Here is a 23,348-nt window from a genome sequence, read left to right as displayed (position 1 = left end):
TGTCGTCCATCCAGCCCCAGGTTCCCAGGCCACCCCGTGGCGCCCGTGTGGGGGGAGGCACCGCCCGTCGCGGCCCGGCGCCCACTCGGCGGTGCGGGCTCCCCTCCCGGTGCGCCGGCGGCGCCGGGGGCCCGTCGGGGCGCGACGGACGTCACGTCTCCTCCAGCGGCCCGGGCGCCGGGATCTCGACCCACTTGGCGACCGAGGGCACGCCGCGGTCGTCGACGAGGAAGAGCATGTAGCGCCCCGGCGGGGCGATCGTGGGGTCCTCGGGCATCGTGATCGACACCCCGCCGTCGCGCTTCGTGATGTCCAGCGCGACCGAGCGCTGATGGGTGTCGGTGACGTGCGTCGACGCCATCGGGGCCATCAGGCGGGCGGTCGCGACGCGCGGGGCGTCGGGGGTGGTGACGGTGAGCGTGTCGCCCGGCGGGGCGGTCGGCGGCGACTCCGCGATCGTCGGCTGCGGGCCCTTGAACAGGTAGGGCGGGGTGAAGATCTCGATCCGCTGCTCGAACGTGCCGGGAATCGTGTTCGCGGCGTCGTCGAACAGCGGGTCGGACCCGACCACCATGACCCGGCCGTCGGGCAGCAGCATCGACGCCGAGTGGTAGTTGCGTCCGACCTGCGGGTCGGCGGCGTAGTCGAGGGTGTTGGTCTGCGGCCGGTAGATGCGCGCGTTGTGGTTGTTCGAGTCGCCCTTGCCGCGGTAGTCCCGCGACCCGTTGCTGATCAGCATCGTGTCGTCGGGCAGCGTGGTCAGGTTCGGGTAGCGCGTGCCCTCGGGCAGCATCGGCCCCGGCTGCCAGGTGGGGTTCGGGCTGTCGAGGTCGATGGTGTCGATGCGCCCCGTCGAGCGCGGGCTCTCGCCGACCCCGCCGCCGCCGACCACGGCGATCCGCTGTTCCTGGACGGGACCGGCCCACGCGGACCCCGCGGTCTCCAGCAGGTCGGGGTCGCGCATGCCCGGGACGGGGGTCAGGATGTTCGTCCGCAGGTTCCAGAACCCCGGGACGCGCCCCTGGTCGGCGGGCCCGTAGCCCGAGTTCGCGCCCGAGTAGAAGAGCACGTCCTCCCGCGCGGTCTGGAAGATCGCGGGATAGGTCGGGAAGTACTGCGTCAGGTCCTGGCGCTCGGCCCAGGTGCGCGTGGCGGGATCGTAGATCTCGTTCTGCCCGTAGAGGATCTCGCCCGTGCCGTCCAGGCCGGACACCGCGAGCACGGTGCCGTCGGCGAGGCCCGTCAGCGTCGGGTACCAGCGCTTGAAGTCCATGTCGCCGACGCGCTCGTAGGTCTCGGTGTACGGGTTGAACTCGTAGGAGTTCTCGAGACCCTGGTAGTTCTGCTTCTGCAGGGTCATCGCCTGCCCGAGCGCGTAGACGTTCTGCGCCTCGGCGGCGGGCACGCCGCCCACCACGTACTGCTTCGGGCCCTGGGCGACGTACCGCGGGCCGGCCTCCACGGCCTCGGCGAAGACCGTGGTCTCGCTGGCGGTCACGGTCGCGCCGCGGCGTGTGGCCACCTTCGTCGCCGGCTCGACCTCGAAGGCGTGGGTGGCGCGATAGACGAGCCCCTCGGGAGAGCGGAACTCGGTGCCCGCGGGGAAGGGCAGCACCGGCGAGTCGGGGTTCTCGTTCTTGACGACGACCCCGCCACTGGCGTTGGTCACGGCGCCGTCGAGGCGCTCGTACCGCTGGGTCCCGCCCGCCACCAGCAGGTTGCCGGACGCGAGGAAGGTGTGGCCGGAGCAGAACATGTCGGCCGGCGTGGGGATGACGCGGCTACGACCGGTCGCCGGGTCGTACACGAGGCTCTTGAAGGTCCCCGCGGCGAACATGTTCTCCTTGTTGCCGGACCCCGCGATGAGCAGGATCCGGCCCGTCGGGAGCACCGCGGAGTGGATCGCGTTGACCTTCTGGTCGTCGGGGAGCTCGACGACGTCCCACTTGCCGAACTTCTCCTTGTACTCCTGGCTGTTGATCAGCTGCTGGTGCCGGAGCTCGGAGATCCACGACCACGCCGGCGGCACGTTCACGCCGAGCATGACCGCCGGGACGATGACGAGGAGCAGGAACCGCTTGACCCGTCTGGTCAGTCCCCGCTCGATCAACTCGCCTCCGTCCGTCGCCCGTCGAGGTCCGGTGACACCCCTCCGGATGCCTGCCGGGAGGGACCGGCCACCGCGGCCAGCGCCACCACGCGCACCGCGACCGTCGGGGCGTTCGCGGACACGGCATCGGACGCGCGGGTCCCACCGTCTCGTTCGTCGTGTCGCTTTGCCGATTCGTTACCGATGCTAGACCCCGCCGAGACCGGGATCACGGGCTGGACGCCGTCCGCCTCGAGATCGGCCGCCGAGGAGAGCAGCATCGGGGGCCGCTCGCGGCGCGGACCGGGTCGCGGCGTGGCGCCCCGTCCGGCGTCGGGCCGCGGGGTGGGGGTGGGCGACGGGGTCGGCGACGGGGTGGGGGTGGGACGCGGCGTGCCGGTGTGGGCCGGGTCCTGGTGCTCCGCGGCGGGCGCGACGTAGCGCCCGCCCTGCTCGGCGGCCGCCGGACGCTCGCCCGGGCGCTCCCCCGGCCGCTGGCCGGGCGGGGCGAACGGGCCCGGCCCGGGCCGCGGGGTGGGCGTCGGGCGCGGTCGCGGCGAGCCGGGCGGGGTCGCGACCGGCCGGGGCCGCGCCGCGGGCTGCGCGCCCGGGTGGGCACCGGGCTGGCCGGGCTGTGGCACGGGCTGCTGGCCCGGCGGCGCCACCGGCGGGCGACCGGCCGGACGGGGGCCGGGCGGAGGCACGGGCGGCTGACCCGGCTGACCCGGCTGCCCGGGCTGGGCCGCCGGGTGCGCGGCCGGCCGGGGCTGGCTCGGCTGGGGCTGCCCGGGCGGGGGCGCTGCGGGCGGGGGCTGGCCCGGCTGTCCGGGCTGGGGCTGGCCGGGCTGGGCCGGCTGGCCCGGCTGGCCGGAAGCCGGCCGGCGCCTGCGCGGCACGGGCGAGGGTGCCGGGTCGATCGAGGGCCCGTCCTCGCGGCGGCGACGGCCACCGGCCGCCGGGCTGCTCTCCAGCTGCGCGGCCGGCGCCTCCTCGCGCTCACGGCGCGCCAGCGAGGACGTCCGCACCCAGCCCGGGGGCAGGTCGCCCTCGAGCGGCGGGCGCGCGGCGCCGTCGTCACCGGCGCGCGGGGAGCGGCGGGTCGTGCTGCCCGCGGCGAGCAGCGCGTCGAGCGCGGCCCGCTCCAGCGTCTCGGTGGTGACACCGGAGCGCCCGTCGGCCAGCACCGGTGCCGCGTCGATCGCGGGCTGGCGGCCCACGATCCGCTCGACGAGGCAGAGCACCGGCGGCGCGAGGCAGGCCGCCAGCGCGACCGACGGCCAGAGCAGCACGGCCGGGGCCGCGTAGCCCTGGATGATCGCCAGCACGATCGCGCCGATGAGCAGCGCCGCCCACTGCAGGTGGCGCCGGAAGGTCAGGATGTGGTCGGCGCTCGACGAGAGGCCCTTCGGCGTCACGACGAACTTCGCGGGCAGCCGCAGCACGGTGGCGATCAGCGACGCCGCGAAGATCGGCGCCGCGAAGATCGACATGAGCATGCCCTTGACGCCCGAGGAGCCCTCGGGCTCGTACGGGCTGACGTTGTAGCGCCGGTTGCGCAGGTAGACCCAGAGCTGGAACGCCGTGGCGTCGATGTAGAGCGCCAACCACAGCTGGACCGGCACGACCACGCCCTGGACACCCAGGGCGAGGAAGAGACAGGCGTTCACCGCCCCGAGGACCCACCCGATCGCCATCGACGGGTAGAAGGTCGTGATGAGGATGTAGTGCAGCGCGCGGCCCGGCGAGAGCTTGGGCAGCCGCAGCCACATCTCCTTGAGCAGCACCTCGAACGTGCCGCGCGACCAGCGCATCTGCTGGCTGAAGAAGTCGCCCCACGACGACGGGCCCTCGCCGACGGCGAGCACGTCGGGCGTGTAGACCGACTTCCACCGCCGTCCCGAGAGCGGGTTGCGGCGGACGTGGAACTTCAGGCCGGTGGCCATGTCCTCGGTGATCGAGTCCGACAAGCCGCCGATGCCCTGCAGGGCGCTGATGCGCACGGCGTTGTTGGTGCCCACCAGCATCGCCGCGTTGTAGCGGTTGGCCGCGCGCTGGATCAGCGAGTGGAACGGGAACTGCTGCGACTCCGCGGCCCGGGTCACGAACGTCTCGTCGTTCGCGTAGCACTGCGGGCCGACGACGTAGGCGACGTCGGGGTCGCGGAAGTAGCCGAGGATGCGCTCGGCGTAGTTGGGCAGCGGCACGTGGTCGGGGTCGACCGACAGGAACACCTCGTACGAGTCGCCGTGCTCGGCGACCCAGGCGTTGTAGTTGCCGTGCTTGGTCTTGGCCTTGAACGCGCCCTTGCGCTGGTTGTACTTCTCGATGCCCTTGCGGGTGAAGTGGTTGACGCCGAGCTCGCGGCACATGGCCTTGACCTCGTCGTCGTCGCCCTCGTCGAGGATCCAGACGTCGAGGATGCCGTCGTACTGGATGCGCAGCGCCGCCTGCAGCGTGCCGCGGACGACGTCGATCGGTTCCTTGCTCGGGACGATCGTGGTGAGGAAGGCGATGCGCCGGTCCGGCTCGGGCGGCACGGGCACCGGGTCGCGCGCGATGACCGAGGCCAGCGACAGCGACAGGACGTTGATCAGCCGCAGGAGCTCCATCAGGCCGATCGAGCCGATGACGACCCAGTTCGCGTAGATCGCGAAGGTCGACCCGACGACCGGCGGGCGGTGCGACGGGTGCAGCAGCCAGAGGAAGAAGAGCGCCTCGAAGGCGAAGTTCAGGCCGGCGACGAGCAACGACCGGGCGACGCGTCCGCGCCCGTGGACCGCGTCGACACCGCGGTAGGCCACGCGGTACGGGCCGTCGGCGGGGTCGGGCTCACGGACCGGCCCGGCGAGCTGGGAGAACTCCTGGATGCGACGGCCGACGACGAGTTCGGACTCGTCGACCTCGTCCGGGGGTCGCTCGGCAAGAAGGGTCATCGGCCGTTTCGTCTCGATCCTCGCGACGCCACCGGCAGCACCCACAGCACCGCAGCCGTGATCGTCACGAGCCTCCCGTCGTCGTCACACCCCCGCGGGGTCGCGAGGTGCGGTACCGCCGACGCGCCGTCCTCCCGTCCGGGTCATCGGTCGCCGGAAGACCGCTGGTGTTCCACCGGCCCAGGAAACGGTAAGGCCATCACCCACCGTGCTCATCGAGGGGGACGGTTCGTCCACCGACCTGTGGCCCTCGACCAGCATCCTTGCCGATTGCTGGCCCGATCGGGCGACGCCGTGCCGCAGGATCACCCACCAGCACCCATCCGTGGTCGATGACGCACGGTAGTACCTCATCGACGGCGCGACGCGGCGGATGGCAGCTCGTGGGTGCGCACGGCGGACAGGACGCCGTCGCGGATCTCGGCCGTCATGTAGGTGCACGCGGGCTGGCGGCGCCGCTCGGTGGGCGAGCCGGGGTTGAGCAGCCGCACGCCGCCCGGGGTGGTCGTGTCCCAGGGGATGTGGCTGTGACCGAAGACGAGGACGTCGACCGGGGTGTCGCCGTCGGGCCCGAAACGGGCGTCGCAGCGCTGCTCGCGCCCCTGCGCCGCACCGGTCTCGTGGGTGACGGCCAGGCGCAGCCCCCCGACCTCGGCGACGGCGGTCTCGGGCAGGCGCGCGCGGAGGTCGTCGCCGTCGTTGTTGCCCCAGCAGGCGACGAGGCGCGCCGAGCGCTCCTCGAACTCCTCGACCAGCCCGGGGTCCATCCAGTCCCCGGCGTGCACGACGACGTCGGCGGCGTCGACCTGCTCCCAGAGCTCGCCGGGCAGCTCGCGGTTCGGGTACCGGGGCGTGAGGTGGGTGTCGGCGGTGAGCAGGAGGCGCAGCGTCGGCACGGCTCAGCGCTCCAGCAGCAGCGAGTGCAGCGCGACGAGCGCGAGCGGGGCGTAGGGCAGGACGACGAGCGCGGGGCCGGTGGTGCGCAGCCAGGTCCGCGAGCGCACGTGCGGGCCGTCGTCGGGGCGCGGCTCCTCGACGCCGTGGTCGAGGTGCAGGCGCACCGGCCCCACCCGCACGCGCCACGACCAGGTCCGGGCGGCCTCGTCCACCGCGACGACCTCGAACGGCACGTGCAGCACCCCGGCCGCGCGCACCGTGCCGCGCAGGCCCTCGTGGAGCCGGCGCGGCGGCCCGCCGGCGACGGTGTCGACCGAGACGCCCGAGATCTGCGGTGCCCAGTGCGGCCAGCGGTCGAGGTCGGCGTAGCGCTCCCACGCCGCGTCGGCGGGGAGCGCACCGGTGGCGCGGAGCGTCGTCTGCACGGCGGGGACGTACCCGCCGCGGCCCTGGACGACGAACACATACTCCGAGTATGGTCGCGCTGGTACGATAACGTACCGAGTCGACTCCCGGAGGCCGCCGTGGCCCTGACGCTGCCCTCGTCCGTCGCCCGCTCGCCGCTGGGCACCACGCTGCGCTGGGGCGCCACCCACGGGCTGATGCGGGCCGCGATCCGCCGCCAGGTCCGCGCCGGCAACCCCGACGCGCGCCTCCTGCTCGACCCGGTCATGCAGGCCGACCCGTTCCCGCACTACGAGCGCCTGCGCGGGTCCCACCCTTTCGCGCCCGGCGCCTTCGCGCGGATCACGGTCCACCACGACGTCGCGACGACGGTGCTGCGCAGCGACGACTTCGGTGTCACCCACCCCAACCAGGTCGTCCCCGCGCCGGCGAAGGCCGCGCTCGCGCTGGCCGGGCCGACGCGCCACCCCGGGCCCATCGACCCGCCCTCGATGCTCGCGGTCGACGCGCCGGACCACCCGCGCTACCGCAAGCTCGTCAGCCGCGCCTTCACCGCCAAGCGGGTCGCCGCCCTGCGCGAGCGGACCACCGAGATCGCGACCGAGCTCCTCGACGCCATGGACCGCGACGCGCGCGCCGGCGGCGAGGTCGACCTCGTCGCCCGCTACGCGAGCCTGCTGCCGGTCACCGTGATCAGCGAGATGCTCGGGGTGCCGACCTCGATGCGCGAGCAGTTCCTCGCCTGGGGCGACGGCGCGGCCACCTCGCTGGACATGGGGCTCACCCGCCAGGCGCACGCGTCGATGGAGCGCAACCTCGCCGCGCTGCACGAGTGGATGCGCGACCACCTGCGCCGGCTGCGCCGCGAGCCCGGCGACGACCTGCTCTCGGGCCTGGTCGGCGAGGTCGACGACGACGGCACGGGCCTGACCGAGCAGGAGCTCGTGTCGACGGCGCTGCTCGTCCTCGCCGCGGGCTTCGAGACCACCGTCAACCTCATCGGCAACGGCGCCACCCAGCTCTTCGCCCACCCCGAGCAGCGCGAGCGCCTGGCCGCCGACCCGTCGCTGTGGCCGAACGCCGTGGACGAGGTGCTGCGCTTCGACCCGCCGGTGGAGCGCACCGCGCGCCGCGCGAAGGTCGACACCGAGGTGGCGGGCGAGCCCGTGGCCGCCGGGGACCTCGTCGTCACCGTGCTCGCCGGCGCGAACCGCGACCCGCAGGTGTTCACCGACCCCGCCGCCTTCGACGTCGCGCGGCCCAACGCCAAGGAGCACCTCGCGTTCTCCAGCGGAGCGCACTTCTGCCTCGGCGCGCAGCTCGCACGCATGGAGGGGGAGGTGGCGCTGCGCGCGCTGTTCGAGCGCCACCCGCGCCTGGCCCCGGCCGGGCCGCCCCGCCGTCGCCCCACCCGCATCCTGCGCGGCTACGCGGAGCTGCCGGTGCGCTGCTGCGCAGCTACGTGAAGGCGGCTACGTGAAGGCAGCTACGTGAAGGCGCTGTGGCCCGTGATCTCCCGGCCGACGATGAGGGTCTGGATCGTCTCGGTGCCCTCGAAGGTGTGGATCGACTCGATGTCGGCCATGTGCCGCACGACGTGGTTGTCGAGCAGGATGCCGTTGCCGCCCAGCAGGTCACGGGCGTGGGAGAGCACCCACCGGGCCTTGCGCGTGTTGTTCATCTTCGCGAGGCCGGCGATGGTCGGGGCGAGGTCGTCCTCCTCGGCCAGCTTCGCGATCTGCATGCAGTAGAGCTGCATCCCGGTCAGCTCGGCGAGCATCTGGACCAGGCGCTCCTGCACGATCTGCATCCCGGCCAGCGGCTTGCCGAACTGCTTGCGCTCCAGCGCGTAGCGCAGCGCGGCGTCGTAGCCGGCCGTCGCGTGGCCCAGCGCCATCCACGCGCAGGTGCCCCGCGTCGTCGCGAGGACCCGCCCGGTGTCCTTGAAGCTCTCCGCGCCGGGCAGGCGGTCGCGTTCTGGCACCCGGACGCCGTCGAGGCGGATGTCGGCCTGCCACACCGAGCGCATCGAGCCCTTCCGCGGGATCACCGAGCCCTCGTAGCCGGGGGTGGTGGTGTCGACGAGGAAACCGAGCACCGCGCGGGTCTCGACGTCCCGCGCCCACACGACCGTCCGCCCGGCGATGCTGCCGTTGCCGATCCAGCGCTTGCGCCCGTCGAGCACCCAGTCGTCCCCGTCGCGGCGGGCGGTCGTCTCCAGCGACACCGAGTCCGACCCGTGCTCGGGCTCGGTGAGCCCGAAGGCGCCGACGAGGTCCAGGCGCGCCATCGCGGGCAGGAACTCCTGCTTCTGCTCCTCGGAGCCGAGCATGGCGATCGACTTCATCGCCAGCCCCGACTGCACGGCGTGGAAGGTCGCGAGGCTGCCGTCGCCGCGGGCGAGCTCCATGGCGACGAGGCCGCAGGTCAGCGGGTCGAAGCCGGGACAGCCGTAGCCTTCGATGTCGTCGCCGACGATGCCCAGGTCGGGCAGCCCCTTGATGACCTCCCAGGGCATCTCCGCGGCGTCCCACGCCGCGGGCGCGGCCGGCGTGACGACACGGTCGACGTAGCGGCGCACCGCCATGAAGGTGTCCCACTGCCCCTCGGTGAACCGGCGGCGCACCGAGAAGAAATCCGTGCCGAGGGCCTCGGTGAGCGGTCCCTGGCTGTCCACGCTGCTGTCGGCCGTCATGGAGACTCCTCGCCCGGGGGCCGGGCCCTCACGCAGTCCCCGCCCGGTGTTCTCCCGTTCCCCGTCACCGTGATCGCCACGCCACCTGGCCGGAGGCCGCCGATGTCCACCCCCACCGAGCCCGCCGCCGTCGTGCGCGCCTTCCTCGCCGACCTCGAGCGGCTCGACGTCGACGCGGCGTGCGCGCACCTGAGCCCCGACGTCGTCTACCAGAACGTCTCGCTGCCCCCGGCGCGCGGGATCGGGCCGACCCGCCGGGTGCTCGAGCAGCTGACACGCCGCGCCACCGGCTTCCGCGCCGAGAACCACCGGATCGCCGCCGACGGCCCGGTCGTGCTGACCGAACGGACCGACACCATCGAGATCGGGCGCCTGCGCACCTCGTTCTGGGTGTGCGGCACGTTCGAGGTGCACGACGGCGCCATCACGCTGTGGCGCGACTACTTCGACTGGGCCGCCGTCACGGGCGCCGTCGTCACCGGCACCGTCCGGGCGCTGGGGTCGCTGCTCCCGGGTCGACGCCCCTGACCCGCGCTACCGGTCGGTCGCCGACGCCTGGTCGTGCAGCGACGGACCTGACAACTGAACGCATTCAGACGCGACATCGTGTTCCGTCGACCCCCACGGCCGGGGTAGCCCTCCCTATCACCCGTGCGGCCGTACGCACTCGCAGCGGCCGGCACGGGCCACGGTGGCCCGCCGAGGTCCCGCACCACCGTGGCGGCCCCGGGGGGAGTGGGATGGACGGACAGCCACACGCGAGACACGACCGCCGCGACGGCGCCTCGGAGTACCTGGTGGTCGTGGTCGACCGGGCCGGACGCTTCCGCGACGCCTACGGGCCCTACGGGTTCGGTGCGGCCCACCGCGAGGCCGAGCGGCGGCGCCGTGCTCTCGCCGCGGCGGGCGAGCTCTGCGCCGACGTGAGGGTCGCCCGGCACCACCCGGTGTCGATCCCGCGCCAGCGCGGACCGCGCCGCGCCTGGGAGCTCTGACGCCGGTCACCCTGCGGACGCGGGGCGCACGCGCCGCGGCCCCGGTGCACTCCTGCCTCGCGGGATGCCCCGCCCCGGAGGCGCGCCGCAGATCACTCGGAACGGTCATCTAGGGTCGAATCGTGCGAATCGGACGGCACGCGCGGGCCGCCCTCGACATGACCCGCGGCATGGCGATCGGCGTGGTCGAGACCGTCCCGGGCGTCAGCGGAGCCACGATGGCCCTCGTCGTGGGGGTCTACGAGCGCCTCCTCACCGCGGCCGGCCATCTCGTCGACGTCGTGCGCGGCCTCGCCGACCTCCTCCGGGGCCGAGGCGGCGCGCGCAGCCGTTGGGCCTGGCGCCGCGTGGACTGGGGCCTGCTCGCCGCCGTCCTCATCGGGATGGTGGCGGCCCTGCTGACGGCCTCGCGGCTCCTGCCGCCCCTGCTCGAGCGCCACCCCGTGGGCACCAGCGCGCTGTTCTTCGGGATGGTCGTCGCCTCGGTGCTCGTCCCGGCGCTGGCCCTCGGCCGGCCCCGCGGCGTCGGGGAGTGGGCGGCGATCCCCGTCGCCGCCGGCGCCACCTGGTGGCTCACCGGGCTGCCGAGCCCGACCGACACCGGCGCGCCCTCGCTCTGGCTGGTCGCGCTCGTCGCGGCGGCCGCGGTCTCGGCGCTCGTGCTCCCCGGGCTCAGCGGATCGTTCCTGCTGCTCGTGCTGGGGCTCTACGAGCCGACGCTGCGCGCCGTGGCCGAGGCGGACCTGCCCTACGTCGCGGCCTTCGCCGGAGGCGCCCTCCTGGGGCTCGCGTCCTTCGTGTCGCTGCTGCGCTGGCTGATGCGCGAGCACCGCCGCGCGCTCATGGCGGTCGTCATCGGTGTCCTGCTCGGTTCGCTGCGGGCGCTGTGGCCGTGGCAGGACGCCGACCGGGGGCTGCTCGTCCCCGACGCCGCCGGCGCGGCGATGATCCCGGTCGCCCTCGTGGGCGCCGCGGTGGTCGCCGGCCTGGCGCTGCTCCAGCACCGCCAGGACCGCCGCACGCTCGCCCCGGAGCCCGACGAGCGCGACACCGAACCCCTGCGCCTGCCCCGCTGACCTCCGCACTCGAGCGCTGCGGCCCCCGCCGACGTGTGCGCGATGCCGATAGCGTGGAGGCCGCTCGGGCCGGGCCGCCGGCCCGGCGCCGGTGAGGGAGGCGCGGGACGTGCACGACGAGGCCACCACCACCGCCGCCACCATGACCGCCGCCACCATCACTCCCGCCACCATGACCGCCGCCGTCCTGACCGCGTTCGGCGGGCCGGAGGTCCTGGTCGTCCGGCACGACGTCCCGGTCCCGTCCCCGGGTCGGGAGCAGGTCCGGGTCCGGGTGCGTGCCGCGGTGCTGAACAACACCGACGTGTGGACCCGGGAGGGCGCCTACGGGACCGCCGAGGACCCGGACGCCCCGGCCGGCTGGCTCGGTCCGATCGCAATCCCGCGCATCCAGGGCGGCGACGTCGCCGGGGTCGTGGACGCCGTCGGGGAGGGCGTCGCGCCGGAGCTCGTCGGGCGCCGTGTGCTGGTCGATCCCGCCCGTTACGCCCACCAGGGAGCCGACGCGCCGGTGACGGCGGTGCTGGGCAGCGAGTTCGACGGCGGTTTCGCCGAGTACACCGTCGTCGACGCCGCCCGGGTGCACGACGTCACCGGGTCACCGCTCACCGACGAGCAGCTGGCCTGCCTGCCCATCGCCTCCGGCACCGCGACGGGGATGCTCGAACGCGGCGGGGTCGTGCCCGGGGAGACGGTCGTGGTGACCGGTGCCTCCGGAGGCGTGGGACTGGCCGCTGTCGGACTCGCCGCCGCGCGCGGGGCCCGGGTCACGGCGGTCACCGAGCAGGCCAAGGCCGCCCTGGTCGAGGAGGCCGGCGCCGCGCGGATCGTCGACCGCTCCGGCCCCGACGGAGATGTGGTCGCCGCGATCCGTGCCGCCCACCCGGACGGGGTCGACGCGGTCATCGACGTCGTCGGCGGCGACCAGCTCGCCCGACTCATCGATGTCCTCGCACCCGGGGGACGCGCCGTCGTCGCCGGGGCGGTGGCCGGGCCGGTGCCGGCGATCGACCTCCGCCGGCTCTACCTGCACAACCGGAAGCTCATCGGGTCGACGATGCACACCGCCGCGCACTTCGCGAAGCTGGTCGAGCACGCGCGGGCCGGCGAGGTCCGGCCCCGGGTCGCGGCGCGTCACGCCCTCACCGCGATCCACGACGCCCAGGCGCAGTTCCTGCGCCGCGAGCACGTGGGCAAGATCGTCGTACTTCCCGCCGGGGCGGGCTGACCGGGGACCGGCCCGGCCCGCCGCCGTGGTCCCCGGCGCCCGACGTCGACGGGGAGCGTCAGGCGATGTGCCGCCCGCTGATGGCGCGGGCGATGACGAGCTGCTGGATCTGCTCGGTGCCCTCGAAGATGTCGTAGATCTTCGAGTCGCGGTGCATCCGCTCGACGGGGTGCTCGCGGGAGTAGCCGGCGCCGCCGAGGATCTGGATGGCGCGCTCGGTGGCCCACACCGCGACGCGGCCGGCCTTGAGCTTGGACATCGAGCCCTCGCCGGCCTCGAACGCCACGCCGTTGCGGCCCATCCACGCCGCACGCCACACGAGCATGCGGGCCGCGTCGATCTCGGTCTTCATGTCCGCGAGCGTGAAGGCGATCGACTGGTTGTCGATGATCGGGCGCCCGAAGGTCTCGCGACCCTTGGCGTAGTCCAGCGCGTACTCGTAGGCGGCGCGGGCGATGCCGATCGCCTGCGAGCCGACCGTCGGGCGGGAGAGCTCGAAGGTCTGCATCGCCGCCGAGCCCTTGGACTTCACGCCCTCGCGGGCGCGGGCCAGGCGCTCGTCGAGCTTGTCCTTGCCGCCGAGCAGGCAGGAGCCGGGGACCTTGACGTCGTCGAGGAAGACGTCGGCGGTGTGCGACGCCCGCAGCCCCATCTTCTTGACCTTCTTGGCCGTCTCGAGCCCCGGCGTGTTCGGGGGCACGACGAACGCGGCCTGGCCGCGCGAGCCCAGCGAGGAGTCGACGACGGCCTGCACGACGTGGATGTTCGCGATGCCGCCGTTGGTCGCCCAGGCCTTCGCGCCGTTGAGCGTCCACTCGTCGGAGGCCTCGTCGTACGTCGCGCGGGTGCGCATCGCCGACACGTCCGAGCCGGACTCGGGCTCCGACGAGCAGAACGCCGCGACCTTGACGTCGCCGGCGTCGCCGTAGCACTGGGGGATGAACTCGACCATCTGCTCGGGCGTGCCCGACGAGAAGATACCGGCGACGGCGAGCGTGGTGCCGAAGATCGCCATCCCGATGCCGCCGTCACCCCAGAACAGCTCCTCGTTGACGATCGGCAGGGACAGGCCCGTCTCGTCGCCCCAGAAGCTGGCCAGGGTCTCGAAGTTGTAGAGCTCGATCTTCGCGGCCTCCTGCAGGACGGGCCACGGGGTCTCCTCGCGCTCGTCCCACTCGGCGGCGGCCGGGCGGATGACGTCGGCGGCGAACCCGTGGGCCCAGTCGCGGAGGTCGGTGTGCTCCTCGGAGAGCTCCATCGAGAAGGTCATCGCGGGTCTCCCGTCACGCCGTGGGGATCGTGAACATCTTCTGCAGCGTCGTCGCGAACCCGACGTCGCCCGACACCTTGAGCTTGCGGGTCATGAACAGCGTGACCGGCGAGGCGTTGTTCGTGACCACCTTGAGGAACTGCGTCCCGTCCATCGTCAGCTCGGTGCGCGGCTCCTCGGCGAGCTGCTCGGAGACCTCGCAGGCGCCGTGCTGCATGGCGGTCTGGTAGCTGTCGCTGTCGCCGTCCGGAGCGCCGGTGATGTGCCAGTGCACGACCTGGCGCTTCGCGCTCGAGCCCTTCGAGGAGTAGAACTCGGCCATCCGCCCGAAGATGGCGTCCAGCACGGGGCGGCGGACGTCGGAGGACATGACGGTCTCGAGCTGCCCCTTGCGGGTGCACTTGACCAGCCGCGCGAACAGGGAGGGATCGATGTCCTTGCCCCCGCCGTCGGCCAGGCCGTCGCGCAGGGCGTCGACCAGCTGCTCGTCGGACAACGACTTCGGGTCGACGCTGCGACCCAGCTCGTTGACGTCGATCTTCTCGGGCACGGCTTCACTCCGGCGTGTTCGTGGTGTCCGGTACTGGCGGTCCCGCCAACGCGCCGTACTTTACGCGCCGGTAGATACGGTGCAAGCGTGACCTCGGAGACGCCGCGCCGGCGGCTGGCCCCGGAGGTCCGCCGCCGCCAGGTGCTCGACGCCGCGGTGGCCGTGTTCTCCGAGGAGGGCTTCCACGGCGCGTCGATGGACGCCGTCGCCGCGCGGGCCGGGGTGAGCAAGCCGCTGGTCTACGCGCACGGCGGCAGCAAGGACGAGCTGTTCGCCGCCTGTCTGCGCCGCGAGGCCGAGCGGCTGCTGCGCTCGGTGCAGGCGGCGGCCGGGGCGCCCGGCGAGGCGCCGCTGGTACGCCTGCGCCGGGCCCTGCGCGCCTTCTTCCACGCCCTGACCACCCGGCGCGCGGGGTGGACCGTGCTCTACCGGCAGGCGTCGACCGGGCCGTTCGCCGGCGAGGTCGACGCCCTGCGCCGGCGCATCGTCGAGCAGGCCGCCGACCTCATGGCCGGCGGCCTGGGCGTGCCCCGCGCGGTGGCGCTGCCCTACGCGCACACCGTCGTCGGGGCCGCCGAGGGCCTCGCGGACTGGTGGCTCACCGACCCGGAGGCCGCCGGGGCACCCGGCGCGGGACCCGGCGCCGACCGTGACACCGAGCCCGCCGACGTGCTCGCCGACATGCTGGTCACCGTCGTCGGGCCCGGGCTCGACGCGCTGACCGGCGGCGCGATCGGGGTGTCTGCGGCCGTCTCGGACGAACGCTAGACAGCCGGAGACAGCGCGATCGAGGGCGATCGCCTCGACGGCGTGAGCCTCGGACTCAGGCCTGCGACCCCTCGACGCCGGTGGTCGCGGGCCGCGTCGGTTCCTCCCGCAACGGGACCCGCCAGTCCTGTTTGCCGAACCAGAACAGGCCGGTGACGACGGCGACGAGGAACAGGACGGCCATGACGATCGTCCACGGCCAGGGACCGAGGGCGGCGATCACCGGCATCGCGGCGGCGGTCACCAGGCCCCCGCCGAAGAACGGCTCGAAGAGCAGCTGCTTGTACCCGAACGCCTCGAACGCCGGGGTCCGCCCGTCGGGGTCGGCGATCCGCATGAGGATCAGCCCGGTGGCGGTGACGCCCATCGACTGGCCGAAGTCGCCGATGCCCCGCTCGAGCCAGTACTGCGGGATGGTGCGCGGCACGAAGAACATCAGGACGAGGACGTTGAAGACGATGCCGGCGCCGGCGAGCACGAGGAACGGGCCGATGTTCGCCGCGATCGCCGTCAGCGACAGCGTGGCGAGGGCGCTGACGATCAGGAGGTCGAGGGCGAGGCCCTGGATCCGCAGCATCATCGCGTCGTTGAGGATGTCGGCGTTGCCGGTGCGGTCGAGGACCAGCTGGACGATGACACCGCCGAGCATCGCCAGGGGGAACAGCGGGACGTACTCGAACAGCTCGAAGCTCGGCGCCCACAGCGCCTGCTCCAGGGCCTGCAACGCCGAGAGGATGCCGTAGCCGACGAGCACCGCGAGCGCGATGAAGGCGAAGTGCAGGGCGAGCGGCTCGATCGAGGACGGGCGGGTGGTCATGATCGCCGCCGGGTACTGCTCATCGCGGCGGAACAGCCCCTTCTGCTCCTCGACGGACTGCGTGACGCCGCCCTTGAGCACCGTCGTCCGGCCGGTCCGGACCGCCCAGTTGATCACCCCGACGCCGATGACGATGCCCGACACGATGCCGATGGTGGCCATGCCGAGCGCCAGGTCCGCCCCCTCGGGGAACCCGAGCTCGCCGAACACCGGCCCCAGACCGGCGGCGGTGCCGTGCCCGCCCTCGAAGCCGATCTCGATGAGAGCACCGGAGAGCGGCGAGATCCCGAACACCGGGACCAGCAGCAGGACCGCGAGCAACATGCCCACGACGTACTGACCCGCGCCGAACGCGACCCCGACCGACATCTGCGGGCCGACCAGTTTGGCCGCGCGGACGGGGTTGGGGATCTTCTGCCCCAGGAACAGGGCGGCGAACACGATGCTGATCAGCAGCCCCGGGAGCTCCGACCACACCTCGAGCACGGGCGCGGTGAAGATGCCGCCCTCGGCCAGCGCATCGGAGCCGAACGCCGAGACGATGCGGCCGAGCACCTGCGGGCCCAGCAGCAGCGCGAGGAACCCACCGATGATCGCGGCCGGCAGGAACAGGGTCTGGACCCACCGCACGTGGACGCGGATCCACTTCGCGGCCAGCAGCACGACGCCGAGCAGCAGCAGGGCGAATCCGATGACCTCGGCGGACATGGGGGCTCCTCGGCGGTCGACGACGGAGCCCCAGATGGTGCAGGACGAGTGGCCCTCCCGAGGCACGGACGGGGCGGAAACGGACCGATCGGCACGCAAACGTCAGGTGGGGACGCCCGCGGTCACGGCGGCGCCGTCGTCGTCACCGTCGCGCCGGCCGCCGGTGGCCGCGGGCGAGGGCGTCCGTGACGACCGGGGACAGCGGGCGCCGGGGGCGCGGGAGCATCTCGGGCGCGTCGTCCACCGTGTCGTCGAGATCGTCGCGGTCCACCGGCAGCGCCGGGGCCTGGATCTCGATCCAGCCGGGCGCGAGCTCGGTGAACTGCACGTTCGGCTCGCCGAGGGCGTTCGCCAGGTGCCGTCCGGCCTCCTGGGCGTCCTCCCAGATCTGGGCGGGGCGCAGGTGGATCGTGAAGCGCAGCGGCGGGCCGAGGTGGATCGCCGTGAGGTCGGGGACGGCCAGCGTGGCACCGCTCGGGGAATGGACCTTCTCGGCCAGCCGCCCGCGGATCGCGGCGGCGCGCCACAGCCGGCGGACCTCGTGCTCCCGGAACAGGATCTCGGCCCACCTCCGGTCCCGGCGGCCGCCGCTCGTCCCCGGCTCGGGTCGGGCGCTCGCGATCATCGTCATGGTGGCCTCCCGACCTCACGGACCCGCCGGGACGGCGTGTTCTCGCTGCTCAGGAGCCTGCTCGCGGGGGAGCGACGCCGCGATGGAGTGCACCCCCGGCCGACGGGGGCGGTCCCTCGGGCCGGGGAGGGCAAACCCCACTCAGCGCCCGAGCCGGCGTCGGACCTCGTCGCAGGTGCGCAGGACGGCCCCGGCGGCGATGCGCAGGTCGCGGGTCGCGCCGGGGTGGGCGAGGCGGAGCTGCCAGTGCCGCCGCTCGGCGGCGACGGCCTCGCGCAGGGCGGCCGGGTCGGCGGTCGACGGCAGCCCGAGGCGCCGGTGGGGCGCGTCGCCGTCGGCGCCCCAGAGGCGCTCCGCCCGCTCCCCGTCGGCGGGCGCCAGGCGGGGCGGGCGGGCGAGGAGCTCGATCTCGACCAGCGCGTGGGTCCCGGCCCGCAGACCCTCCAGCCGGTGGCGCAGACGGTCGGTGCGCAGGTCGCCCGGGACCTCGCGCAGCAGGAGCTCGAGGGCCTCGACGGCGGTGCGGGTCCGCAGGACCTCCGAGCGCAGCACGAGGCGGCGCTCGACCGCCGCCGCCGACCACCCCAGCGACCCCGCGGGCACGAGCGCGTGGGGCAGGGGTGGGCGCGGCACCGACCCCGCCCCGGTGAGCACGACGATCCCGTCGGGCCGGTCGTCGTCGACGACGACCGCCCCGCGCGCGAGGTGGTCGCCGATCATCGCCCGCAACGTCACGCCCGGGGCCAACCCGGCGCTGGACCGGACGGTCAGGCGCAGCGGGCCCTCCAGCCGGGCCCGGATCTCCGCGACCCGCGCGCCCGGCGGTGTCGTCGCGGGCCACACGCCGCGGGCCTCGTCGAGGACCTCCCGGACCCGGTCGAGCAGGACCTGCCCCGCCGACGGGGGACCGGGCGGCGCCGCGCGCGGGGGCTCGCGGGGGGCGGGGACCGCCGCCGGCGGCGTGAGCGCGGTGACCGGCTCCCGGCGGGGCCGCGGCAGCGTCGGCGCGGGAGCCGTCGGGTCCGGCTCCCCGGCCGCCGGCTCCTCGACGGCCGGCTCCCCGACGGCCGGCTCCCCGGCGGCCGGCTCCCCGGCCGCGGTCTCCTCGACGGCCGGCTCCTCGACGGCCGGCTCGGCGTCCGGCACCTCGTCGGGCAGCCGGTACGCCGTCGTGGTCGCGGTGGCGGAGACCGCCGGCGCCGGGACGGCGTCCAGGGTGAAGCCCGTCAGCGTCAGGGTGCGGGAGTCCAGGAGCGAGGGGCCGAGCGCCGGGGTCCCGTCCTCGACCGGCGGCTCGGGCTCCGGCGCCGGCACCGGCTCCTCGGCCGCGGACCGGTCGGCCGGCGCCACCGGTACGCGCCCCTCGACCGTGGTGCCCCGCCCGGGTGACGCGTGGAGGCTGATCGTGCCGGCGACGCGCCGCAGGCGGGTGCGCAGGTTCCGCAGCCCCGCGCCCGCGCCGGCCGACGTCGCGGGGTCGAAGCCGGGGCCGTCGTCGGTGACCTGGAACCGCAGCACGCCCTCCGCCTCGCCGACCCACACCGTCACCGCCGCCCCCGGCGCGTGCTTGCGAGCGTTGTTCACCGCCTCCAGGCAGCAGAAGTAGACGGCCGTCTCGACCTCGGGGGCGAAGCGCCGGTCGTCGGCGAGCTCCGAGGTCAGGCGGACCGGGGGCTCGGCGCCGAGTAGATCGGCGGTCAGCGCGGCCACGACGCCCCGCTCGGACAGCACGAGCGAGGACACCCCGGTGGCGGTCTCGGCGAGCGTCGCCTCCGTCGTCGCGACCCGCTCGAGGGCGTCGGCGAGCCGCTCGCGCGCCGTCTCGAGGCGTCCCGCACGCAGGTGGTGCTCGACGAGGCCGAGGCCCAGCCGCAGCGACACGAGGTGGTGCTGGGCGCCGTCGTGCAGGTCGCGCTCGATGGTGCGCCGCTCGTGGTCCATCTCGGCGACGACCTGGCGGCGCGAGGCGGCGATCTGCTCGGCGTGGGAGACGGCGGCGCGCAGCTGGCGCTCGAGGTCGATGCCGAGCCGGCCGGCCTCCAGCATCGGGGTGAGGCTGTCGGCGACGTCGGCGAGCAGCCGCCGGCGCTCGGCGTCGAGGCCCGCGCCCGCCCCGCGGTCGACGGCGAGCGTGCCGATCCGCTCGTCGCCGTGGCGGACCGTCACCTCGAGCCCCTCGTCCGTGCCCTCGTCCGTGTCCTCGCCCGTGCCCTCGCCCTCCGAGCCCGGCGCGGCCCAGCGGTAGGTGCGGTCGCGCAGGCCGGGGCGGACGACGGTCAGCCGGCACCAGCGCGCGCCGAGCCCGACGCCGACGGCCTCGGCGATCGCCGCGACGTCGGGGCCCTCCTCGTCGCCCGGGCCGGTGAGCGCGACGATGCCGGCGAGGGCGCTGTACGGGGTGGGTCGCCGGCCGTAGAGCAGCTGGTCGACGACCCGCTCGATCCGCGCCGAGAGCACCGGGAACAGCGCCGCCCCGACGACGACCGCGAGCACCAGCCCGGCCGCCTCGCCGACGGTGCCGGCGAGGGCGGCCTGGGCCACCGCGACCGTGCCGCCCGCGAGGACGACCAGCAGCGCGAGCGCCAGGCCGCGCCCGAAGCGCCGCTCCGCCGACCAGAGCCGGGCACGGTCGGCGGCGATCAGCACCGCGACGGCGATCGCGACCAAGGCGACCCGCGAGCTCCAGAACAGGGGACCGGTGGGGGCGTCGGCGCCGTGCGCGGTGGGGTCGACCAGCTCGAGCCCGCCACGCCCGAGCACCAGCAGGACCGCGGTCATCACCCCGAGCACGGCCGTCGTCACCGCCGCGGCGAGCAGGACGCTGACGACGAGCCGGACCTGCGTGCGCTGCTCGGTCCCGAGCCGGCCCGAGCGCTGCCGGTGGGTGAGCGCGAGCAGGCCCGCCCCGGGCACGACCGCGCCGAAGAACAGCACGCAGCTCACCGTGTGGGGCAGCAGCGCCGTCCCGACGCCGACCACGAGCAGCAGCGCGCTGCCGCCCGCGACCACGAGGCGCCCGCTCGCCGTCCCCGCGTCGACGCCCGGCCGCCCCGTGGGGTGCAGGAGGAGCGCGACGACGTAGGCCAGGCAGGCGACGCCGTGCAGGACGACCTGGTGCACGCCGCCGATCTCGATCCCGACCGCCTCGCGCGCCGCGGCCGCCGCGGCGTGGGCCTGCAGGTTGAACGCCCCCGCCGACCCGACCAGGGCCACCACCAGCCAGCGCGCGACCCACCAGCGCGGGGCGCTGCGCAGCAGCGCGACGGCGAGGACGATCGCGGCGAGGCTCAGGGCGTAGTCGACGACGGCCTGCCCGCCGGGCTCGCTGCGCGCGGTGGCGTCGGCGACCGCCCGGGCCCAGTTCCCCGGCGCGGCGGCCGGGTCGGCGAGACCGGGGACGACGGGGGCGAGCGCGACGACCGCGCCGAGGCCCAGCCACACCAGCGCGAACAGCGAGGTCAGGCCCAGGAGCACCGCCCACCCGAGCGTGCCGGGTCGAGGCCCGCCGCTCCGCGCGGGTGCCGCCGTGGCTCCGGCTGGCGCGGCCGTCGCGGTCACGACCGGCTCCCGACGACCGCGGGCTCGACCACCGGCTCCAGCGCGTCGGGGACGGACGCGACGAGGCGCAGGCGGCCGTGGTCACGTTCCACGTGGAGCCGGCCCCCGAGGGCGGCGAGGCGGTCGGCGTCCTCGGACACCGCGGCGCGCAGCTCGTCGACCCCCTCCTCGCCGCCGTCGTCGACCGCGCCCACCTGCACCGCCAGCAGGCCGTCCTCGTGGGTCAGCACCGCCTCCACCGGGCCCTCGCCGGCGCGCTCCGCGAGGTGGTCGAGCGCGGCCGCGGCGACGTAGTAGAGCCCCGACTCCACCTCCCACGCGAGGCGCTCGGGCAGCCGCCCGACGATCGAGGTGGCCCGGGGCAGGTCGGCGGCCATCTCCTCGAGCGCGCCGACGGGCCCCTGCGCGGCCAGCACCGTCGGGTACACGCCGCGCACGACGACGCGGAAGCGGTCGATGAGGTCCTCGAGGCCCTCGAGCGCGCGGGCCAGCGCCGGCCCCGCGGTGTCGGCGTCGTCGGCGTCGAGCGCGACGCGGGCCTCGTCGAGCGCCCCGCGCAGCGCCTCGAGGCGGTCGGTCGTGAGGTGCGCGAGCTCGGTGACGAGGCGCCGGCGTTCGGCGTCACGGGCCCGGGTCAGGCGCCGGCGGGACTCGGTGAGCTCGCGGGCGAGGTCGTCGGCGCGCGCGACCCGCGCCGCGAGCCGGGCGTTGAGGTGCGCGCCACGCACGAGCAGGCCCGCGCCGGCGGCGACGTCGCGCACGAGGCGACGGTCGGCCGGGGTGATCGCCTGCCCCGGCTTCTCGAGGACGAGCACCGCGCGCAGCACGTCGCCGGTGCGCACGGGCACGGCGTGGTCGACCTCGGGGCGGGCGAGCAGGGCGGCGAGGTCGGGGACCAGGTCCGTGCGGTCGGCGCCGGGCCCCGGGACCGGCGCGAGCCCGTCGTCGGAGGCGAGCCAGATCGCGGCCCGCCGTGCCCGGGTGCCGTCGGCGAGCACCTGGGCGAGCCCCGCGAGGGCCGCCTCCAGCGACTCCTCGCCGCGGCGCGCGCCGGCCGCGGCGAGGGCGGCGTAGGGCGACACGGGCCGGGGGTCGACGCGGGCGGCGAGACGCTCGAGCGCCGGGCCCCCGAGCCGCAGGACGGCGACCGCCACCGCCGCCCCGAGGAACGGCGCCCACACCGTGGCCGGGCCGGGCGGCAGCAGCAGCGCCGCCGCGGCGACCACGGCCCCGAGGGCGACGACCACGACCCCGGCGGTGATCAGCGGCCGGGCGAGGTGGGCGCGGCCGGGCGCGGCACCGACCGTGCTCGCCGTCGCGTCCATCGCGCCCCTCCCCCGGCGTGAGGCTAGGGCGCCCGGGAGGTGGGTCAAGGGCTCGGCGCCCCGCGGGCGGTCCTCAGCCCTCCTCGCGCTGCGCGCGCAGGTAGGTCAGGACCGCCAGCACGCGCCGGTGGTGGGCCGCCGTGTCGGCCTGCAGGCCGAGCTTGTCGAAGATGCTCGCGATGTGCTTCTCGACGGCCTTCGCCGTCACGAACAGCTGCCCGGCGATGCCGTTGTTCGAGCGGCCCTCGGCCATCAGCCGCAGCACGTCGACCTCGCGCTCCGACAGCGCCGCGATGAGGCCCTTCCGGTCGCCCTGCGGCTTCTCGACCAGCCGTTTCGCCAGCACCGGCTCGATGACGATCTCGCCGCTGTCGATCCGGGCCAGCGTGTCGGACAGCACGTCGACGCTGCCGACCTTCTCCTTGAGCCGGTAGCCGACGCGCTCGGTGCCGATGCCGAGGATGCGCATGAGGTAGTGCGACTCGGCGTAGTGCGAGAGGAAGAGCAGCCCCATGTCGGGGTGCAGCGCGCGGAGGCGCTCGGCGGCGGTCAGCCCGCCGTCGGGCTCGGGCGGCATCCGGATGTCGAGGATGGCGACGTCCACGGGTTCGGTGGCGAGCAGCCGGACGATCGCGTCGCCGTCGGCCACCGAGCCCACGATCTCGTGGCCCGCGGCCTCGAGCAGCATCTGCAGGCCCTCGCGGAAGAGGGCGCCGTCCTCGGCCAGGGCTACGCGCACGGGATCCTCGCCGTCACCGCGGAGCCCTCGGAGCCCTCGGGGCCCGCGGAGCCCCCGGAGCCCCCGGAGCCCCCGGAGCCCCCGGAGCCCCCGGAGCCCCCGGAGCCGACGTCAGTCCGCCCGCCGAGCGATCGCGCGGTCTCCTGCAGGCGCCCGGTGGCGGCGGGCTCGACGCCGGTCACCGCGAGGACCAGCTCGTCGCCCTCACGGCTGATCGCCACCTCCACCGCCGGCGCCCCGACGGGCAGCGCGGCGAGGCACTCGGCGAGCGCGAAGTACGCCGCGCCTTCGAGGGCCGCGCCGAAGCGCTCCTGCGAGTCGACGATGGCGACCGGGGCGTCGGCGTGCTCGGCGACCTGGCGCAGCGCCGGCCCGAGACCCGCCTCGTCGAGCAGGGGCGGGTAGAGCTTGCCGGCGAGGTTGCGCAGGTCCTCGAGGACGGCGTGCAGCTCGTCCTGGACCTCGCCGATGCCCTCGGCGAGCGCGGGGTCCGCGCAGCGGTGGCTCATGAGGCCCAGGCGCAGGGCGAGCGCCGAGAGTCGCAGCGCGGGCCCGTCGTGCAGCTCGCGCTCCAGCCGCATGCGCTGGTGCCAGGCGTCGTCGGCGCCGCCGGGGAGGACCGTGGGGAGCGGGTCCGGTGCCATGAGGCCAGCGTGTCGTGCCC

At 75.1% G+C, this 23,348-nt stretch carries 19 protein-coding genes; 6 read left to right on the top strand and 13 right to left on the bottom strand.

Translation table 11 applies throughout. The features are described from left to right. Positions 1 to 151: 151 nt before the first annotated feature. The 4 genes from glxA to ACYX4T_RS19765 all read right to left on the bottom strand — a co-directional run bounded on the left by glxA (position 152) and on the right by ACYX4T_RS19765 (position 6,383). Positions 152 to 2,110, bottom strand: a complete 1,959-nt coding sequence (gene glxA, locus ACYX4T_RS19780) for a radical copper oxidase GlxA (RefSeq protein WP_476010982.1) — start codon at positions 2,108 to 2,110, stop codon at positions 152 to 154. Continuing rightward, on the bottom strand, positions 2,107 to 5,022 hold the full coding sequence (locus tag ACYX4T_RS19775; RefSeq protein ID WP_476010981.1) for a glycosyltransferase family 2 protein: 2,916 nt from the start codon (positions 5,020 to 5,022) through the stop codon (positions 2,107 to 2,109). The genes glxA and ACYX4T_RS19775 overlap by 4 nt, the downstream gene beginning before the upstream one ends. A gap of 350 nt (positions 5,023 to 5,372) precedes the next feature. Next, positions 5,373 to 5,909 (bottom strand): metallophosphoesterase family protein, encoded by a 537-nt coding sequence (locus ACYX4T_RS19770; RefSeq protein WP_476015317.1) that lies wholly within the window; start codon positions 5,907 to 5,909, stop codon positions 5,373 to 5,375. A gap of 12 nt (positions 5,910 to 5,921) precedes the next feature. After that, on the bottom strand, positions 5,922 to 6,383 hold the full coding sequence (locus ACYX4T_RS19765; RefSeq protein WP_476010980.1) for an SRPBCC family protein: 462 nt from the start codon (positions 6,381 to 6,383) through the stop codon (positions 5,922 to 5,924). A gap of 60 nt (positions 6,384 to 6,443) precedes the next feature. On the opposite strand from ACYX4T_RS19765, the gene ACYX4T_RS19760 reads away from it, so the two are divergent. Next, positions 6,444 to 7,790, top strand: coding sequence for a cytochrome P450 (locus tag ACYX4T_RS19760; RefSeq protein WP_476010979.1), 1,347 nt, complete (start codon positions 6,444 to 6,446; stop codon positions 7,788 to 7,790). A gap of 20 nt (positions 7,791 to 7,810) precedes the next feature. On the opposite strand, the gene ACYX4T_RS19755 is transcribed toward ACYX4T_RS19760, so the two are convergent. Next, positions 7,811 to 9,019: an acyl-CoA dehydrogenase family protein gene (locus ACYX4T_RS19755; protein ID WP_476010978.1), complete on the bottom strand. Its 1,209-nt coding sequence runs from the start codon at positions 9,017 to 9,019 to the stop codon at positions 7,811 to 7,813. Between the two features lie 102 nt (positions 9,020 to 9,121). Here ACYX4T_RS19755 and ACYX4T_RS19750 point away from each other — a divergent pair, with 102 nt between their 5' ends. From ACYX4T_RS19750 to ACYX4T_RS19735, 4 genes are all read left to right on the top strand, one after another. Next, a complete protein-coding gene (locus ACYX4T_RS19750; RefSeq protein WP_476010977.1) occupies positions 9,122 to 9,547 on the top strand; it encodes a limonene-1,2-epoxide hydrolase family protein in 426 nt (141 codons plus the stop codon). 212 nt (positions 9,548 to 9,759) lie between these two features. Further along, positions 9,760 to 10,014 carry a hypothetical protein gene (locus ACYX4T_RS19745; RefSeq protein WP_476010976.1) on the top strand — a complete coding sequence of 85 codons (255 nt, stop codon included), beginning with the start codon at positions 9,760 to 9,762 and terminating at the stop codon, positions 10,012 to 10,014. A 122-nt stretch (positions 10,015 to 10,136) separates the two neighbouring features. Next, complete coding sequence (locus ACYX4T_RS19740; protein ID WP_476010975.1) at positions 10,137 to 11,090, top strand: DUF368 domain-containing protein; 954 nt, start codon at positions 10,137 to 10,139, stop codon at positions 11,088 to 11,090. Between the two features lie 109 nt (positions 11,091 to 11,199). Further along, a complete protein-coding gene (locus ACYX4T_RS19735) occupies positions 11,200 to 12,318 on the top strand; it encodes a zinc-binding dehydrogenase (protein WP_476010974.1) in 1,119 nt (372 codons plus the stop codon). A gap of 58 nt (positions 12,319 to 12,376) precedes the next feature. On the opposite strand, the gene ACYX4T_RS19730 is transcribed toward ACYX4T_RS19735, so the two are convergent. Both ACYX4T_RS19730 and ACYX4T_RS19725 read right to left on the bottom strand, forming a co-directional pair. Beyond that, positions 12,377 to 13,588 (bottom strand): acyl-CoA dehydrogenase family protein, encoded by a 1,212-nt coding sequence (locus ACYX4T_RS19730; RefSeq protein ID WP_476010973.1) that lies wholly within the window; start codon positions 13,586 to 13,588, stop codon positions 12,377 to 12,379. Between the two features lie 13 nt (positions 13,589 to 13,601). Continuing rightward, complete coding sequence (locus tag ACYX4T_RS19725) at positions 13,602 to 14,138, bottom strand: SCP2 sterol-binding domain-containing protein (RefSeq protein ID WP_476010972.1); 537 nt, start codon at positions 14,136 to 14,138, stop codon at positions 13,602 to 13,604. A gap of 87 nt (positions 14,139 to 14,225) precedes the next feature. Between ACYX4T_RS19725 and ACYX4T_RS19720 the strand changes: the two genes are divergently transcribed. Then, positions 14,226 to 14,906, top strand: a complete 681-nt coding sequence (locus tag ACYX4T_RS19720; RefSeq protein WP_476010971.1) for a TetR/AcrR family transcriptional regulator — start codon at positions 14,226 to 14,228, stop codon at positions 14,904 to 14,906. A gap of 55 nt (positions 14,907 to 14,961) precedes the next feature. Here the strand turns inward: ACYX4T_RS19720 and ACYX4T_RS19715 are convergent, their stop codons facing one another. From ACYX4T_RS19715 to ACYX4T_RS19690, 6 genes are all read right to left on the bottom strand, one after another. Continuing rightward, positions 14,962 to 16,431 (bottom strand): sodium/glutamate symporter, encoded by a 1,470-nt coding sequence (locus ACYX4T_RS19715; protein WP_476010970.1) that lies wholly within the window; start codon positions 16,429 to 16,431, stop codon positions 14,962 to 14,964. Between the two features lie 142 nt (positions 16,432 to 16,573). Further along, on the bottom strand, positions 16,574 to 17,062 hold the full coding sequence (locus tag ACYX4T_RS19710) for a hypothetical protein (RefSeq protein ID WP_476010969.1): 489 nt from the start codon (positions 17,060 to 17,062) through the stop codon (positions 16,574 to 16,576). A 141-nt stretch (positions 17,063 to 17,203) separates the two neighbouring features. Beyond that, a complete protein-coding gene (locus ACYX4T_RS19705; RefSeq protein ID WP_476010968.1) occupies positions 17,204 to 20,536 on the bottom strand; it encodes a sensor histidine kinase in 3,333 nt (1,110 codons plus the stop codon). Between the two features lie 80 nt (positions 20,537 to 20,616). Beyond that, on the bottom strand, positions 20,617 to 21,945 hold the full coding sequence (locus tag ACYX4T_RS19700) for a sensor histidine kinase (RefSeq protein ID WP_476010967.1): 1,329 nt from the start codon (positions 21,943 to 21,945) through the stop codon (positions 20,617 to 20,619). Positions 21,946 to 22,018: 73 nt separating this feature from the next. Then, complete coding sequence (locus ACYX4T_RS19695) at positions 22,019 to 22,684, bottom strand: response regulator transcription factor (protein WP_476010966.1); 666 nt, start codon at positions 22,682 to 22,684, stop codon at positions 22,019 to 22,021. Then, positions 22,675 to 23,328 carry a histidine kinase gene (locus ACYX4T_RS19690; protein ID WP_476010965.1) on the bottom strand — a complete coding sequence of 218 codons (654 nt, stop codon included), beginning with the start codon at positions 23,326 to 23,328 and terminating at the stop codon, positions 22,675 to 22,677. The genes ACYX4T_RS19695 and ACYX4T_RS19690 overlap by 10 nt, the downstream gene beginning before the upstream one ends. Between the last annotated feature and the right edge of the window lie 20 nt (positions 23,329 to 23,348).

Source organism: Actinomycetospora sp. ABD4_176 (assembly GCF_056311855.1).
The sequence above is the reverse complement of the archived record's forward strand: the minus strand, read 5'-3'. Positions and strand labels throughout refer to the sequence as shown.